The sequence below is a fragment of the Micromonospora sediminimaris genome (assembly GCF_016863575.1).
GTDB classification, from domain to species: domain Bacteria; phylum Actinomycetota; class Actinomycetes; order Mycobacteriales; family Micromonosporaceae; genus Micromonospora; species Micromonospora sediminimaris.
On record NZ_BOPD01000014.1, the window covers coordinates 62,925 to 77,936 of the forward strand.

Below are 15,012 nucleotides of genomic sequence, written 5' to 3' on the forward strand. Positions count from 1 at the left end.
TGACGACGGAGGTAAGGCCGCATAATGTCCGACTTCCCGTTCCTCTCGGTGCTCACCGTGGCGCCGCTGGTCGGCGCCGTGGTCGTCGCCCTCCTGCCGCGCAGCCGGCCGACGCTGGCGAAGCAGGTCGCGCTCGGCTGGTCGCTGCTGGTGCTGGCGCTGTCGGTGGTCATGTGGGTGACCTGGCAGGTGGATGGCCAGCGCTTCCAGTTCCGCGAGTCGTACCCGTGGATCCCGACCTGGGGCGTCAACTTCACCTTTGCCGCCGACGGCATCGCGCTGGTGATGCTGATGCTGATCGCGGTGCTGGTGCCGCTGGTGATCCTCGCCTCCTGGCACGACGCGGAGTCGTCCAAGCGGTCGGTGCCTGTCTACTTCGCGCTGCTGCTCGTTCTCGAATGCACGATGCTCGGCGTCTTCGCCGCCGCCGACGTCTTCCTGTTCTACGTGTTCTTCGAGGTCATGCTCGTGCCGATGTACTTCCTGATCGGCAGCTACGGCGGCCACCAGCGGCAGTACGCGGCGGTGAAGTTCTTCCTCTACTCGCTTGTCGGCGGCCTGTTCATGCTGGCCGCCGTGATCGGCCTGTGGGTGGTCGGCGGCAAGACCTTCGACTGGGTGGCGCTGTCGGAGGTGGACATCTCCACCGGTGCCGAGCGCTGGCTCTTCCTCGGCTTCTTCATCGCCTTCGCGATCAAGGCACCGTTCTTCCCCTTCCACACCTGGCTGCCGGACGCCGGTGGCGCGGCACCCGCCGGTGCCGCCGCACTCCTGGTCGGCGTCCTGGACAAGGTCGGCACCTTCGGCATCCTGCGCTACTGCCTGCCGCTGTTCCCGGACGCGGCCCAGTGGTTCGCGCCGTGGGCGTTGGCCCTGGCGGTCATCGGGATCATCTACGCGGCGCTGTTGGCCGTCGGGCAGAACGACCTCAAGCGGTTGGTGTCGTACACCTCGATCGCCCACTTCGGCTTCATCGGCGTGGGCATCTTCGCCTTCACCACGCAGGCGGGCACCGGAGCCGTGCTGTACATGGTCAACCACGGCCTCGCCACCGGCCTGCTCTTCCTGGTGGTGGGCATGCTGATCGCGCGTCGGGGCTCGGCGCTGGTAAGTGACTTCGGTGGTGCGGGCAAGCTGGTGCCGGTGCTGGCCGGGGTGCTCTTCTTCGCTGGTCTCGCCTCGCTGGCGCTGCCCGGCACCGCGCCGTTCGTCTCCGAGTTCCTGGTGCTGATCGGTACGTTCACGGTCAACAAGCCGGTCGCGGTGATCGCCACGCTGGGCATCATCCTGGCGGCGGCGTACGTGCTGTGGATGGTGCAGCGCACCACGCAGGGCACGCTGAACCCGGCGCTGACCGAGATCGACGGCATGAAGCGCGACCTCAACCTCCGCGAGAAGGTCGTCGTGGCGCCGCTGATCGCGCTGATCGTGCTGCTCGGCTTCTATCCGAAGCCGGTGACGGACGTGATCAACCCCGCCATCCAGGCGACCATGGAGGACGTCGGCCGGACCGACCCGGCACCGTCGGCAGACACCGTCCAGGAGGCGAGTCGGTGAGCGCGAGGAGTGAGCTTGCGAGCCCCGCAGTCGCGAGTCGAGAGGCTGGTGGGGTGAGCGCGAGGAGTGAGCTTGCGAGCCCCGCAGTCGCGAACGAAAGGCTGGTCCAGTGACCGAGCTTGAACTGCCGCCGATCGACTACGCGGCGATCGCGCCGATCCTGATCATGTTGGGCGCGGCGGTGGTCGGGGTGCTGGTCGAGGCGTTCGTGCCCCGGCGACTGCGGCACCCCGTGCAGTTGCCCCTGGCGCTGCTGGCGGTGCTGGCAGCGTTGACCATGGTGGTGGTCAACGCCGACAAGCGGGTGATCACCATCGGGGTGATCGCCGTCGACGGGCCGACGCTGTTCCTTCAGGGCGCGATCCTCGCCCTGTCGGCGGTGGCGCTGTTGCTGCTCGGCGAGCGGGTTGTCGAGCGCGGCGGCGCGTTCGTCGCGCAGGCCGCGGTGACCGCCGACTCGCCGGAGGACCGCCAGCAGGCGGAGAACGCCGGTGGCGCGGGCGAGGTGTACCCACTCACCACGTTCGCCATCGGCGGCATGCTGATCTTCGTGTCGGCGAACGACCTGCTGACCATGTTCATCGCGCTGGAAGTCTTCTCGCTGCCGCTCTACCTGCTCTGCGCCCTGGCCCGTCGCCGGCGGCTGCTGAGCCAGGAGGCGGCGATGAAGTACTTCCTGCTTGGCGCGTACGCCTCGGCCTTCTTCCTGTTCGGCCTGGCGCTGATCTACGGCTTCACCGCCGGCCTGGGCGACCGGGCGGCCGGGGTGGACTTCGCCACCGTCAACGCGGCCGTGGCGAACTCGACGGCCAGCCCGGTGCTGCTGTTCGCCGGTATGGCGCTTGTCGCCATCGGTCTGCTGTTCAAGGCGGCCGCTGCGCCGTTCCACGTCTGGACGCCGGACGTCTACCAGGGCGCGCCGACGCCGCTGACCGGTTTCATGGCGGCCTGCACCAAGGTCGCCGCGTTCGGTGCCCTGCTGCGGGTGTTCCACGTGGCATTCGAGGGGGCCCGCTGGGACTTCACTCCGGTGCTGGGCGCTGTGGCGGTGCTCACCATGCTGGTCGGCGCGCTGTTCGCGGTGACGCAGACCGACATTAAGCGGCTGCTGGCGTACTCGTCGATCGCCAACGCCGGCTATCTGCTGGTCGGTGTGCTCGCACCGGGCAGCGAGGGCCTTTCCGGCACCATGTTCTACCTGGTCGCGTACGGCTTCACGGTGCTTGCCGCGTTCGCGGTGGTGACGTTGGTACGCGACGCCGACGGCGAAGCGACCCACCTGTCCCGCTGGGCCGGGCTGGGCCGGCGGTCGCCGGTCTACGCCTCGGTCTTCACCTTCGTCCTGCTTGCCTTCGCGGGTATCCCGATGACCAGTGGCTTCACCAGCAAGTTCGCCGTCTTCGGCCCGGCGTTGGACGGCGGGCAGGTGTGGCTGGTCATCGCGGGCGTGTTGACCAGCATGGTGCTGGCCTTCCCGTACCTGCGGGTCGTGGTGCTGATGTGGCTCTCCGAACCGGGTGACTCCACGCCGACGGTGGCCGTTCCCGGCGGGCTCACCTCGGCCGCCCTGGTGATCGGGGTGCTCGCCACGCTGGTCCTCGGCGTCGCGCCGTCGCCGCTGCTCGACCTCGCGTCCTCAGCCGCCGACTTCGTCAGGTAACGGCTGACCTGCCGATCGAGGGCCGGTCCACGCGCTGTGTGGGCCGGCCCTCGCGCGTATCCCCGGTCCGTTGCAGGTAGAACGTGTGTGGCATGGTTGGAGGCGTGGTGATTAGGGGTGGCGAGGGTTCAGGCGTCACCGGCTCCGGTGGTCGCCGGAGCCGGTCCGGCGCGGCTCAGTTCGGCGCGCTCGGCCTTCACCTCGCCGATCCGCGCACTGAGGAGTCCGTGCTCGGCGTGTTGGCGGCGGTCGAGGCGGAGCTGTTGGCGAGCATCGCCAGCGCCGACCCGTTCGTCACCGAGGCGGCCCGGCACCTGGTGGAGGCCGGCGGCAAGCGGTTCCGGCCGCTGCTGGTGGCCCTGGGCGCTCAGTTCGGTGACCCGACGCGAGCCGAGGTCGTCTCGGCGGCCGTGGTGGTGGAGCTGACCCACCTGGCCACGCTCTACCACGACGACGTAATGGACGAGGCGTCGGTGCGCCGGGGCGCACCCAGCGCCAACTCCCGGTGGACCAATTCGGTGGCCATTCTGGTCGGTGACTACCTCTTCGCTCGGGCTGCGGACGTCGCGGCCGAGTTGGGCCCCGAAGCGGTACGCCTGCAGGCGCGAACCTTCGCCCGGCTGGTCCACGGGCAGATCGCCGAGACCATCGGCCCACGGGCCGGTGATGATCCGGTGGCACACTATCTGCGGGTGATCGCCGAGAAGACCGGTTCCCTGATCGCCACCAGCGTTCATTTCGGCGCCCAGTTCAGCGGGGCCGCCCCGGACCAGGTGGCGGCGCTGGCCGGGTACGGCGAGACCATCGGGGTGGCCTTCCAGCTCTCCGACGACCTGCTCGACATCGCCAGCGAGTCGACGGAGTCAGGCAAGACGCCCGGCACGGATCTGCGGGAGGGCGTGCCCACCCTGCCGGTGCTCTACGCTCTCGCCTCCGACGACGCGGACGCCGCCTCCGTGCGCCTGCGGGAGATCCTGGCCACCGGTCCGCTGACCGACGACACCCTGCACGCCGAGGCGCTCGGTCTGCTCCGGGAGAGTCCGGCGCTCAAGCGCGCCCGCGAAACCGTCCGTAGCTTCGCCGAGGACGCCCGCGCCCACCTCGCACCCCTCCCCACCGGCCCGGCCCGCCGCGCCCTCGAATCCCTCTGCGACCACATCGCCGACCGCACCAGCTAACCCACCCCACCCCCACCCCCACCGGGCCCCACCCCATCTGGGTGATCAAGAAGTTTTGGTCGCTGTCCGCGCAAATCCCGACGCAAACTTCTTGATCAACCTTCCGGGAGGTGGGGGGTGGGGAGGAGGTGGGTGGTGGTGAGCATGAGGATGGCGGCGGCGAGCATGGCTGCGGCGGCCGTCAGCCACATCGTTGGATAGCCGGCTGCGGCGGCGAGCGGGCCGAGGGCGAGCGGGCCGAGACAGCCGCCCGCGTACACCCCGGTCTGGGTGATCGAGGTGGCTGCGGCCGGTGCCTGCGGATGCAGTTGCACCACCGCGAAGTTCATCAGCCCGGGCCAGGACCAGCCGAGACCGAAGCCGAGCACCACGCCGACCACCAACGGCCCGGGGCCGGCCACCGCGAGCAGGCCCAGCCCCACCGCGCCGGCCACCAGCAGACCGGCGATCACCGCGATGTGTCCGCCGGTGCGTCGGTCGGCCAACCAGCCGACCCCGACCCGGGCCGCTACGCAGACCGCGCTGCCGAAAGTCAGGGTTAGCCCGGCCATGCCCGGACCTAGGCCCCGGTCGACCGAGGCGTCGACCACGAAGGTGCCGAGCGCGTTCGCCGCGCCCGCGGCCAGCGTCGCGGCCACCCCGACGAGGACCAGGCCCGGGCTCGCGCCGCCGGCCCGTCCAGTGCGCCGCCGTGCCGTCGGAGCGCCCTGCGCGGGTACGGCCGGCAGCGCGGCCAGCGCCGCACCGGCGGCCGCCACGAAGGCCCAACGCCAACCGACGGTCAACGCGAGGGTGGGTACCGCCACACCGGCCAGCAGGGTGGAGACCGGGATGGCCGCCTGCTTGACGCCGAACGAGAGCCCCTGCCGACGGGGCGGGACGTGCCGGGCGAGCAAGGCGTTGCTGGACAGTTGACCGAGCGCGTTCGCGGTGCCGGCCACGGCGAGCAGACCGACAAGCACCGGATACGACCGGGCAGCCACCGCCACGGCCAGCAGGGCGCCGGCGGACACCACGATGCCGGTCCGAGCTACCACGGCGGCACCCCACCGCTCCACCAGCGCACCGGACGGCACCGAGGCGAGGGCACCGACAGCGAAGTAGACCGCCACGACGAGTCCCAGACCGGCGGGGGAGAAGCCCAACTCCTCCCGCAGTTGTACGGCGAGCCCGCCGACCAGGAAGACCGGCAGGACACAGACGATCGTGACGGTGACCGCGACCGCACTGGCCCGGACGGGTCGTGCGGCGGCCGCCGAGGTGTGTGGAGGGGCGATGCGGGTCATGGTGCGGCCAACCTACGCCAGCCGCATCTCGGCGACGGAAAGTGGGGCGTACGTCACATCGCGTATTCGATTCCCTTGGATCATCCACCCGATCAGGCGTTTCGCGCCGGGCCGCTTTTTCATATGGTGTAAGTCCCCGGTGGCGGAGGTGGTTGTGCGTGACCCCCTGGCGGAACCTTCGGACCTGATCCGAAGTGTCTCCCGCGCGCTTCGAGTGCTCGAGTCGGTCGGTCGTGCCCCGCGGGGCCTGACGGTCAAACAGATCGCCCGCCGCTGTGAGCTGACCGTGGCCACCACGTACCACCTGGTCCGCACCCTCGCCTACGAGGGCTATGTGATCCGTCGGGAGGACGGCACGTACATCGTGGGTCTGGAGGTGGCCGACCGGTACCGGGAGCTGGTCGCCGCTTTCCGTGGCTCACCGGCCATCGGGGAGAGCCTGCGGCGGGCGGCCCTGGAGACCGGCTGGAGCCACTTCCTGGGCCGGTTCGTGGGTGGCCAGGTGGCGATCACCGCAGTGGCGGAGGGGCACCGCTCGCCGTACCTGGAGGATCTCGTCCCCGGGTTCGACGAGGGCGCGCATGCGACCGCGCTCGGCAAGGCCCTGCTCGCCACGCTCACCGCAGAGCAGCGCCACCGTTACCTGCGCGAGTACGGCATGCGTCCGTTCACCAGCGCCACCCTCACCACCCCGGAGGCCTTCGAGGCCGACCTGTCGGCGGGGGACCGACGCGGGATGCAGCTGGAGTTGGGCCAGTTCCGGCAGGGCGTGGCCTGCGCCGCCGTACTGGTGTGCCCGGACAAGGACATGGAACGGCGGACGGTGCTGGCCTGCGCGCTGCCCGCCAGCGAGATGATGACCTCCGCCCGGGTGGTGCGGACGAAACTGCTCACCGCCGCGCGCGCCATCGCCGACGGCCTGGCCGCCGACAACTGACCCTCGGCACCTGCCGAGACGGCCCCCTCCCTGGTGGGGAGAGGGCCGTCGGATGGGCGGCCGGCGCGATACCGGAGCGGGGTCAGCTACCGACCGGTCCGCCGTCCAGCCGCCAGGTCACCACCACGCCCGGCTTGGCGTAGTCGCCGTCCGGCCAGGTGGAGGCCGGGTTGTCGACCGTGGCACCGGTGATCTCACCCGGGTGCTGCACGGCGACGAAGACCGAGCGGTTGTCCTCGGTGATGAACGGACCGCAGGTCTCCGCACCGACCGGCACGGTCAGGAACTGCTTCAGGTGCCCGCGCTCCGGGCCTTCGGTCGCGGTGGCGAAGAGGCCGTCGTTGCTGCCCAACGCGTTGCCGTCGGTGGAGATCCAGAGGTTGCCGGTGGCGTCGAAGGCCACGTTGTCCGGACAGGAGATCGGCGAGACCTTGGTCTTGTCGTACCCGGCGAAGTAGGTCGACGGGTCCGCCGGGTCGCCGCAGACGATCGGCAGCGACCACCGGAACGTGTCGGAGGTGTTGTCCCCCCGGTCCTCGACCAGCTCCAGGATCTGCCCGTGCCGGTTCGCGGCACGGGGGTTGGCCTCGTCCGGCGCCGGGTTGCTGCCGACTCCACGGGCGGAGTTGTTGGTCAACGCCACGTACACCTTGCCGGTGAGCAGGCTCGGCTCGACGTCCTCCGGACGGTCCATCTTGGTCGCGCCGACCTTGTCACCGGCGAACCGGGTGAAGGTCAGCACCTCGGCGGCGGTCATGCCGTCCACGTAGGAGCGGTTGCCGCTGACCAGCTTGATCCAGCGGCCCCGGCCGTTGAAGGCGCCGTCGCTGGGCAGGGTGCCGGAGCCGTCGATCTCCTCGGCGCTGGTCTGGTCGAGCCTGGCGACGTAGAGGGTGCCCGACTCCAGCAGCGTCAGGTTGTGCTTGCGGGCGACCCAGGAGTCACCCTTCATGAACTTCTTGTCCGAGACGAACTTGTAGAGGTAGTCGAAGCGCTCGTCGTCGCCCATGTAGGCGACCACGTGCCCGCTGCGCGCGACGATGACGTTCGCTCCCTCGTGCTTGAACCGGCCCAGCGCGGTGTGCTTGCGCGGGCGGCTCTCCGGGTCGAACGGGTCGATCTCCACGACCCAGCCGTGCCGGTTGGCCTCGTTCGGGTGCTTGGCGAGGTCGAAGCGTTCGGCGGCCCGGTCCCACTTGCGGCTGCCGCTGGGGTAGCGGGCGGTGGTGCTGATCCCGTAGCGCGCCAGCCGGGCCTTCTCCGACTCCGGCGCCGCGTCGCCGCCGACGAAGTACTGGTTGAAGTTCTCCTCACCGGAGAGCACGGTGCCCCAGGGGGTGACCCCACCGGCGCAGTTGTTGAGCGTGCCGATGACCGTACGGCCCTTCGGGTCGGCGGCCGTCTTCAGGAATGACGAGCCGGCGGCCGGGCCGGTCAGCTCGAACTTGCTGCTCAGGGCGTCGACGCGGCGGTTGTACGGCCGGCGGCCGGAGTCGACGACCTGCCACTGGCCGGTGCCGGCGACCCGCTCGATCTCCACCACGGACATGCCGTGTGCGGCCATCGCCACCTTCACCTGCTCGACGCTGAGGGCGTCCTGGCTGGTGAAGCCGGGGAACATCAGGTCCTCGTTTGTGTACTCGTGGTTGACCACGAGCAGCGCCCGCCTGCCGCGCTTGTCCAACGGCAGCACACCGACGAAGTCGTTGTTGTAGCCGAACTGCTTGGCCTGCGCGGCGGCGGTCTGCCGGCGCAGGTTGAAATCCGGCGCACCGGGCACCACCGGGTCGCCCCAGCGGATGATTACAGCGTGGTCGTAGCCGTTCGGGACGACGAAAGTGTCGAGGGTGTTCGGCGGGATCGGCTTGAAGCTCAGGGCACCGCTGCCCGGGCGACGGCCGGCCGCCGCCGCCTGACCGGCCGGGGGCACCGGCGGGACCGGTGCCGCGGCGGCGGGCGCCGCGCCGGCCAGCGCGCCGGCCGCAGCGCCGCTGAAACCGAGCACCAGGGCGCCGACCACCCCGGCGCGGACCACGCCGCGGCGGCTGACCTCCGCGTTCACCACGTCACCGAAGTACGCGTTGTCGGAGGTGTTGGGTACCGGGTGTTCACAGGCGTTGCCGCAGCGGTATAGGCAGGTCATGGCGTCGCGGCTGCCGTGGCGGGGGGTGCCCAGCAGCGGGAGCAGCCGAGGACGGTCGCTCATGGGGAGGATCCTCCTGAGGGTCGGTGCACGTCGGTGCAGGTCACCGACGCGTACCCGCCGGACGCTAGGGCGGCGCGGTGAGCGCGGGTCAGCGTCGATGTGAACCAGCGATGAACTCCCCTCCCCGGGAATCCCAGGTTGAGCTGGGAATGAACCGTTCGGCGTGACAGCACGTATCTCTGGTCGTAACACCGCGCCCGCTCGCGCCGAGAGCGAGGAGAAGACCATCAGCGACCACGACGCCCACCTGCTGCGCGCCCTGCATGACGAGCATGCCGAGGCGCTGTACGCGCACGCGCTGCGGCTGGTCAACGGCGACCGACAGCGGGCCGAGGACCTGGTGCAGGAGACGCTGCTGCGGGCCTGGCGGCATCCGGAGTCGCTCGACCCCCGGCGCGGTTCGGTACGGGCCTGGCTCTTCACCACCGCCCGCAACCTCGCGATCGACGCCTGGCGGCGACGTTCCACCCGGGTCGGCGAGGTCTACACCGACGAACTTCCCGAGCCGCCGGAGGTCGTCGACGAAACCGAGCGGGCCGTCGAGGCGTGGACGGTCGCGGAGGCGCTCAACCGGCTCAGTCCCTCGCACCGCGATGTCCTGGTGGAGTGCTTCTACCAGGGACGATCGGTTTCCGAGGCGGCCTCCCGGCTGGGCGTGCCGCCGGGCACGGTGAAGTCCCGCACCCATTACGCGCTGCGCTCCCTACGGCTGGTCCTGGCCGAGATGGGGGTGACCGGATGAGCCGTTGCGAGTTCGCGTACGACGACGGGGCGTACGTGCTCGGCGCGCTCTCCCCCGCCGACCGGGTGGCCTACGAACGGCATCTCGTCGACTGCCCGGCCTGCCAGCAGTCGGTCTCCGAGATCGCCGTACTGCCCGGCCTGCTCGGCCGGCTGGACCCGGCCAGCCTCGAACAGTTCCTGCCGCCGCCGGAGAACCCCCGGGTGCCCGAGCTGCTCAACGCCGCGCGGGAGCGCCGACGCCGTGAGCGGCAGGCCAGCCGGCTGCGGTACGCGGTCATCGGGCTGGCCGCCGCCGCGTTCGCTCTGGTGGTCGGCCTCGGGGTGGCCACGGTCCTGCCCGGGCAGGGGCCGAACGGGCCGGCGGCCCAGGTCCGGATGGTGCAGATGCAACCGGTGGCCGGCACGGTGCCGGTGCACGCCGAGATCGGCCTGACCGGCACCAACTGGGGCACCGAGGTCACCATGCACTGCGGCTACGACGAGCGGGCCGGGTACGGAAAGGCGAACGCCTTCCGACTGGTGGCGCACGCCGGGGACGGTTCGCAGGAGCAGATCGGCTCCTGGCTGGCGGCGCCCGGTGACGACCTGCGGATCACCGGGGCGACCCGGTTCACAAACGCCCAACTGGTCCGGCTGGAACTGATCCGTGCCGACGGCACTCCCGTGCTCGCCTACGAGGTCCGCTGAACCGGGCCTGAGCGTCAGCGGCTGGTGGCGACCGCCGGCGTGGGTGGCACGGTGCCGTCCAGGCGCAGGCGGCGGGTGTGCCGCGCCTGGCGTACGGCGTCGGCGGTGAAGACGATCAGCGCGAGCCAGACCAGGGCGAAACCGGCCAGCCGGGCCGGCGGCATCGGCTCGTGGAAGATCAGTACACCGCAGCCGAGTTGGAGGATCGGCGCCACGTACTGGAGCATGCCGAGGGCGGACAGTGGCAGCCGGTTGGCGGCACCGGCGAAGAGCAGCAGCGGAATGGCGGTCAGCGCTCCGGCGAGCACCAACAGGGCCGTGTGCCCGGCCGAGACGTGGCCGAACGCGGCGTCACCGGTGGCGGCGAGCCAGCCGAGGTAGCCCAGCGCAGGTAGCGACAGCACGGCCGACTCGACGAACAGGCCCTCCGCCGCGGGCAGGCCCAGGCGCTTCTTCACCAGGCTGTACCCGCCGAAGCTGAACGCCAGAATGAGCGCGAGGTACGGCAGCCGGCCGTAGTCGACGGTGAGCACGGCCACGGCCAGAGCGCCGACGCCGAGGGCCGACCACTGCGCCGGGCGCAGTCGCTCGCGGAGCACCAGCACCCCGAGCAGGACCACCACCAGCGGGTTGATGAAGTAGCCGAGGGCGGTCTCCACCACCCGGTCGGAGTTGACGCCGTAGATGTAGGTGAACCAGTTGACCGCGATAAGCGTGGCTGCGGCGCCGATACCCGCGAGGGTCCGGGGCCGGCGCAGCAACGCCCGCAGGAATCCGATGTTGCGCAGCGCGACGAGCAGCAGGGCGACGAAGGCGACGGACCACACCACCCGGTGGGCCAGGATCTCCAGCGGACCGGCCGGGCGCAGCAGCTTGAAGTAGAGCGGGAAGAACCCCCACAGCAGGTACGCACCCAATCCGTAGAGGTATCCGAGGCGGAGCGACGTCACGGCTCCACCGTAAGGGGCGTACTGGGCTGTCGATCCTTGCTGGTGAGCGGGCTCACGACCTGGTCGCGCTGGTCGAACTCCATCCACCGGTCGGCGCGTACCTCGCTGAAGCCGACCTTCGCGTACACCCCGTGGGCGTCGTTGGTGGCCAGCAGGATCCGGCGTACGCCAAGCTCGGCCAGGTGGTCACGGACCGCGCCGGCCAGCCAGGTGCCCAGCCCTCGGCCCCGTTCGACCCGTTCGACGTAGACGTCGCAGAGGTAGGCGAAGGTGGCCCGGTCGGTGATGACCCGGGCGACGGCGACCTGCCGGCCGTCCGCCGGCCGGTACACGCCGAACCCGACGGATCCGGCAAACGCCCGCGTCACCGTCTCCCGGTCCCGCCCGAGCGCCCAGTACGCGTCCCGGCTGAGCCAGGTGTGCACGAGATCCAGGTCGAGCCGGGCGGGATCGGTGCTGATCGTGTAGCCGTCATCGCGGGCGAGAGTGAACACTCCGCCGAAGCTAGTGCCTCAACCTGGGCGTTTCGGCAGCCAATTCCCGGGATATGGCCGCCGCTCGCGCCGGGCCGGTGGCTGCCGGCCGGGCGCGAGCGGTTTCCAGAGGCGGTCAGTCGCGGTCGAGGATGGCGCCGAGGATCCACGTGACGACACCGACGAAGAGCGCCCCCAGCACCGCGGCCGGCCAGAAGCCGTCGACGTCGAAGGGCAGCCCGGCCTGATCCGCGATCCAGCCGGTGAGCAGGAAGAGCAGGCCGTTGACCACAAGTGCGATCAGGCCGAGGGTGAGCAGGTAGAAACCACAGCCGACGGTCTTGATGATCGGCTGGAGCACCCCGTTGACGACCCCGAAGATGACCGCGACGAGGATCAGGGTCAGGATCGTCTCGGAGACCGATTCCGTGTCGAGCGAGATACCGGGGATAAGCAGTGTGGCCAGCCAGAAGGCCACCGCCGTGGCGCCGACCCGGATCAGTAGACCTTTCAGAAAACCCATGGCGGGCATGGTGCCACGGCGGGCGCGTGGGCGGAACCCGCGAGATCATCCGGCCGGGCGGCGGGTCGGGCTCCGATGAGCTGCGCCTCGATCGCGGTGCAGGCGAGCAGAGCCCAACGCAGGGCCCGTCGGTTGACCACGGCGACCATGTCGTGCCGGATCCGGGTCAGCAGCTTCGCCGCGTCGCCGAGCCCCAGCGCGTTGCCCGCGACGGTGGCTTCCGCCGGGCTGAGCGGCTGGAACACCGCCAGGTCGGCCCGGCCCAACGCGTCCGCGTCGGCCGGGGTCAGCACGTCGCGGACCAGCAGCGTGGTGTGCCAGGCGGTGCCCGGCCGGGGACCAGCTGGCGCTGGCGCGTCCAGCACCACGAGCACCGGGGTCAGTGGTGTGCCGGGTTCCCCGGCCACCGGGCGGTCCGGTGGTGTCAGCCGAACCGGCCCGCCCGGCGAGCCGACGCCCCGGACGAACCGCTCCCAGGCGGGTGGCCGGGCGGTCTGGACGATGACCCGGGCACCGAGTGCCATCGCGCGTGCCACGACCAGTTGGGCGGCGGGTACCCCGCCGACGAGCATCAGTCGGGTGCTCTCCGGCCGGAACAGCCGGACGGTGACGGCGTGGCCGCGCCGGTTGACGCCGAGCATCAGCCCGGCAGCACCGAACGGCAGCTCGCGCGCCAGGTCCTCGCTGCCGATCGGCACCTCCCGCTCCGGTTTCCCGGTCAGCGGCGACACCCCGGGCAGGGCCAACGGCAGCGTTTCGGCGAGCCCGCCCAACTGGCCGCCGTCGAGCCGCTCCACCGTTGCGCCGTCGGTGGCCACCGCCCGCCGCAACTGCCGGGCCGCCGCGGAAAGCTCGGCGGGCGTCGCCGCGGCCAGCCGGACGAGCAGCCCGGCGGCCGCTGGCCGCTCCGTCCCGGTGTGCAGCGACACGGTGATCGCCGTCGCCGGCAGTTCCCACAGCCGGGACACGAGCGTGGCCGCGTCCCCGCCCGGCCACCGGCTCAACCGGAAGGTGGTCTGCAGCAGGCCGCCGCATCGGACCGCCTGCCAGGACTCCTGCACCGGACGTCCGTCGTGGTGGGCGAACTCGGCGAGCACCCGCCGGATCGGCTGCTCGCCCATCGGTCGCACGGTCACCGGCCGGAGCCGCCGGACGATGCGCCGGACGGTACCCGCGAGGGCGTGCCGCAGCGCCTCCTCCGGCCAGCCCCGCGTCCGCGACACCCGCACCGCCAGCACCGCCCGCTCCCGGCCGGCCAGCTGCCCGTCGGTGAGCTGACGGTAGGAGACGGCCGCCGCGCCGCCCCCGGCACCGACCGCCGGTGCCGGCGTGCCGGTCAGGAGGAGCTGTACGCGTACGGGTGGTGCCTGGTCGGTCTCGACCGGGAGCAGCGACGCGGGTGACGGTAGTGCCAGTTCGCCGTCACCGAGCAGGTCGGCCGGGTCGCCGATCTCCAACAGCGCCACCAGGCCGGCCGGGTCGTCCAACACCGCGACCGTACCGTCGCCCAGCTCGACGGGACGGATCACGGCGTGCGGGTCCACCAGGCCGAGCAGCTCGGTCGGACCGGAACGGGCTCTGGTCGCCCGCCGTCGGGCCAGATAGCCGACGCCGATGACAAGCCACTCGTGCAACCACCGCCGGCGAACCCGGCACCACGTCACGGCGAGCAGCGCGGCCGCCACCAGTGTCGTGGCAACCGTCGCCAGGGAACCCCGGCCCGGTACGGCGACGATCGTCGCCGCCACCACCTGGGTCGCGACGATCTGCCCCGACCGAAGCCGTGCCGCCCGCCTCCGCCGGCCGGTGCGTCGCCGTGCTCCGGTGGGGCGGAACCGAGGCCCGGGGCCGGCAGGCGGATCGTCCGGGCGACGGAGGACGGCCGCATCCGGGTGGGTGGGAGTGAGTGTCACCGCCACCACACCTCCCCCGAAACCGGTCACCCATCGCGATATTGTCACCGCCCATCGTAATTACCGGCGGGCGATCGCGTTGTCCACAGGGGAACGCGCCGGGGTAGCAGAACCGCGATCGTGTCGCTACTCTCAGCGACGAGTTCTCGTTGGCCCATCCCGCGTCGTGCTCCCCCTCCGGCGTCGTGGGTGGTGCGTTTCCGCCGTCGGGCCAGCCACGATCGAGGAGACGAGGTGACGTCCAAGGTGTCCCAGACCCAGGCAGAGGCCGCGGTGATGCAGCAGACCGCGGCGAAGTTCGAGCAGACCGACCAGTCGTTGCAGTCGATGCTCAGTGGACTGCTGGTTCAGCTGGAGATCCTCCAGCAGGCCTGGCGCGGGGCTGGTGGCCGGTCGTTCGAGCAGGTCAAACGGAAGTGGGCGGAGGACCAGGCCGGGTTGCAACAGGCGCTGCGGGAGACGGCGGGTGCGATCCGTGCCGCCGGTACGCGGTACGACGCGTCGGACGCCGAGGCGGCCGCCCGGGTGACCGCCACCAACCGAGGCGGCATCCAACTGCCGCTCTAGCCCACGACCCAGGGAGAAGAATCCGATGGAGCACGGTGTGCTGGTCGTCAATTTCGCTGCGCTGCAACAGGCCAGCGCGGACATCCAACGGGCGTTGAACACACTGGACGCCCAACTCGGCCAGTTGGAGCGCGACGCGGCGCCACTGGTCGCCAGCTGGTCCGGCGCGGCCCAGCAGGCCTACGAACAGCGGCAGGCTCGGTGGCGTAACGCCTCGCAGGATCTCCAGGTGATGCTGCGCGACATCAAGCTCGCGGTGGACGAGTCCGCGGCCGACTATCTCGACACCGAGAAGCGGAACACCAGCCTCTTCCAGTGAACCGCTCCGCAC

14 protein-coding genes are annotated in these 15,012 nt (G+C 71.1%); 8 read left to right on the forward strand and 6 right to left on the reverse strand.

From position 1 onward, the window contains the following. Positions 1–24 precede the first annotated feature (24 nt). The 3 genes from Vse01_RS12465 to Vse01_RS12475 all read left to right on the forward strand — a co-directional run bounded on the left by Vse01_RS12465 (position 25) and on the right by Vse01_RS12475 (position 4,395). Positions 25–1,557: an NADH-quinone oxidoreductase subunit M gene (locus tag Vse01_RS12465; RefSeq protein WP_093404034.1), complete on the forward strand. Its 1,533-nt coding sequence runs from the start codon at positions 25–27 to the stop codon at positions 1,555–1,557. 109 nt (positions 1,558–1,666) lie between these two features. Further along, positions 1,667–3,217 carry an NADH-quinone oxidoreductase subunit NuoN gene (nuoN, locus tag Vse01_RS12470; RefSeq protein WP_093404037.1) on the forward strand — a complete coding sequence of 517 codons (1,551 nt, stop codon included), beginning with the start codon at positions 1,667–1,669 and terminating at the stop codon, positions 3,215–3,217. Between the two features lie 92 nt (positions 3,218–3,309). Next, entirely contained in the window at positions 3,310–4,395 is a 1,086-nt protein-coding gene (locus tag Vse01_RS12475) for a polyprenyl synthetase family protein (protein WP_093404039.1), read from the forward strand. A gap of 95 nt (positions 4,396–4,490) precedes the next feature. Here the strand turns inward: Vse01_RS12475 and Vse01_RS12480 are convergent, their stop codons facing one another. After that, positions 4,491–5,681 carry an MFS transporter gene (locus Vse01_RS12480; RefSeq protein ID WP_093404041.1) on the reverse strand — a complete coding sequence of 397 codons (1,191 nt, stop codon included), beginning with the start codon at positions 5,679–5,681 and terminating at the stop codon, positions 4,491–4,493. A 154-nt stretch (positions 5,682–5,835) separates the two neighbouring features. On the opposite strand from Vse01_RS12480, the gene Vse01_RS12485 reads away from it, so the two are divergent. Continuing rightward, positions 5,836–6,618, forward strand: a complete 783-nt coding sequence (locus Vse01_RS12485; protein WP_093404196.1) for an IclR family transcriptional regulator — start codon at positions 5,836–5,838, stop codon at positions 6,616–6,618. Positions 6,619–6,700: 82 nt separating this feature from the next. On the opposite strand, the gene Vse01_RS12490 is transcribed toward Vse01_RS12485, so the two are convergent. Continuing rightward, positions 6,701–8,824 (reverse strand): PhoX family protein, encoded by a 2,124-nt coding sequence (locus Vse01_RS12490; RefSeq protein ID WP_093404042.1) that lies wholly within the window; start codon positions 8,822–8,824, stop codon positions 6,701–6,703. A gap of 247 nt (positions 8,825–9,071) precedes the next feature. Here Vse01_RS12490 and Vse01_RS12495 point away from each other — a divergent pair, with 247 nt between their 5' ends. Both Vse01_RS12495 and Vse01_RS12500 read left to right on the forward strand, forming a co-directional pair. Then, positions 9,072–9,566, forward strand: a complete 495-nt coding sequence (locus Vse01_RS12495) for a sigma-70 family RNA polymerase sigma factor (protein ID WP_232511229.1) — start codon at positions 9,072–9,074, stop codon at positions 9,564–9,566. After that, positions 9,563–10,255, forward strand: coding sequence for an anti-sigma factor family protein (locus Vse01_RS12500; protein ID WP_093404044.1), 693 nt, complete (start codon positions 9,563–9,565; stop codon positions 10,253–10,255). Before Vse01_RS12495 ends, Vse01_RS12500 begins: the two co-directional genes overlap by 4 nt. Before the next feature lie 14 nt (positions 10,256–10,269). Here Vse01_RS12500 and rarD read toward each other — a convergent pair whose 3' ends face one another. The 4 genes from rarD to eccE form a co-directional block, all read right to left on the reverse strand. Continuing rightward, positions 10,270–11,205 (reverse strand): EamA family transporter RarD, encoded by a 936-nt coding sequence (gene rarD, locus Vse01_RS12505; protein ID WP_093404045.1) that lies wholly within the window; start codon positions 11,203–11,205, stop codon positions 10,270–10,272. Then, a complete protein-coding gene (locus Vse01_RS12510) occupies positions 11,202–11,699 on the reverse strand; it encodes a GNAT family N-acetyltransferase (protein ID WP_093404047.1) in 498 nt (165 codons plus the stop codon). The genes rarD and Vse01_RS12510 overlap by 4 nt, the downstream gene beginning before the upstream one ends. A 115-nt stretch (positions 11,700–11,814) precedes the next feature. Beyond that, positions 11,815–12,201, reverse strand: coding sequence for a phage holin family protein (locus Vse01_RS12515; RefSeq protein WP_093404048.1), 387 nt, complete (start codon positions 12,199–12,201; stop codon positions 11,815–11,817). Continuing rightward, positions 12,189–14,144 carry a type VII secretion protein EccE gene (gene eccE, locus Vse01_RS12520; protein WP_232511218.1) on the reverse strand — a complete coding sequence of 652 codons (1,956 nt, stop codon included), beginning with the start codon at positions 14,142–14,144 and terminating at the stop codon, positions 12,189–12,191. Before eccE ends, Vse01_RS12515 begins: the two co-directional genes overlap by 13 nt. Positions 14,145–14,360: 216 nt before the next feature. Between eccE and Vse01_RS12525 the strand changes: the two genes are divergently transcribed. Both Vse01_RS12525 and Vse01_RS12530 read left to right on the forward strand, forming a co-directional pair. Beyond that, positions 14,361–14,681, forward strand: a complete 321-nt coding sequence (locus tag Vse01_RS12525; protein ID WP_093404200.1) for a WXG100 family type VII secretion target — start codon at positions 14,361–14,363, stop codon at positions 14,679–14,681. 25 nt (positions 14,682–14,706) lie between these two features. Continuing rightward, entirely contained in the window at positions 14,707–15,000 is a 294-nt protein-coding gene (locus tag Vse01_RS12530) for a WXG100 family type VII secretion target (RefSeq protein WP_093404050.1), read from the forward strand. The last annotated feature ends 12 nt before the right edge of the window (positions 15,001–15,012 follow it).

Excerpts from the sequence above, each read along its gene's own strand:
- Vse01_RS12465 (WP_093404034.1), top strand. The coding sequence starts at position 25 with ATGTCCGACTTCCCGTTCCTCTCGGTGCTCACCGTGGCGCCGCTGGTC.
- Vse01_RS12475 (WP_093404039.1), top strand. The coding sequence starts at position 3,310 with ATGGTTGGAGGCGTGGTGATTAGGGGTGGCGAGGGTTCAGGCGTCACC.
- Vse01_RS12480 (WP_093404041.1), bottom strand. The coding sequence starts at position 5,681 with ATGACCCGCATCGCCCCTCCACACACCTCGGCGGCCGCCGCACGACCC.
- Vse01_RS12490 (WP_093404042.1), bottom strand. The coding sequence starts at position 8,824 with ATGAGCGACCGTCCTCGGCTGCTCCCGCTGCTGGGCACCCCCCGCCAC.
- Vse01_RS12500 (WP_093404044.1), top strand. The coding sequence starts at position 9,563 with ATGAGCCGTTGCGAGTTCGCGTACGACGACGGGGCGTACGTGCTCGGC.
- Vse01_RS12515 (WP_093404048.1), bottom strand. The coding sequence starts at position 12,201 with ATGGGTTTTCTGAAAGGTCTACTGATCCGGGTCGGCGCCACGGCGGTG.
- Vse01_RS12530 (WP_093404050.1), top strand. The coding sequence starts at position 14,707 with ATGGAGCACGGTGTGCTGGTCGTCAATTTCGCTGCGCTGCAACAGGCC.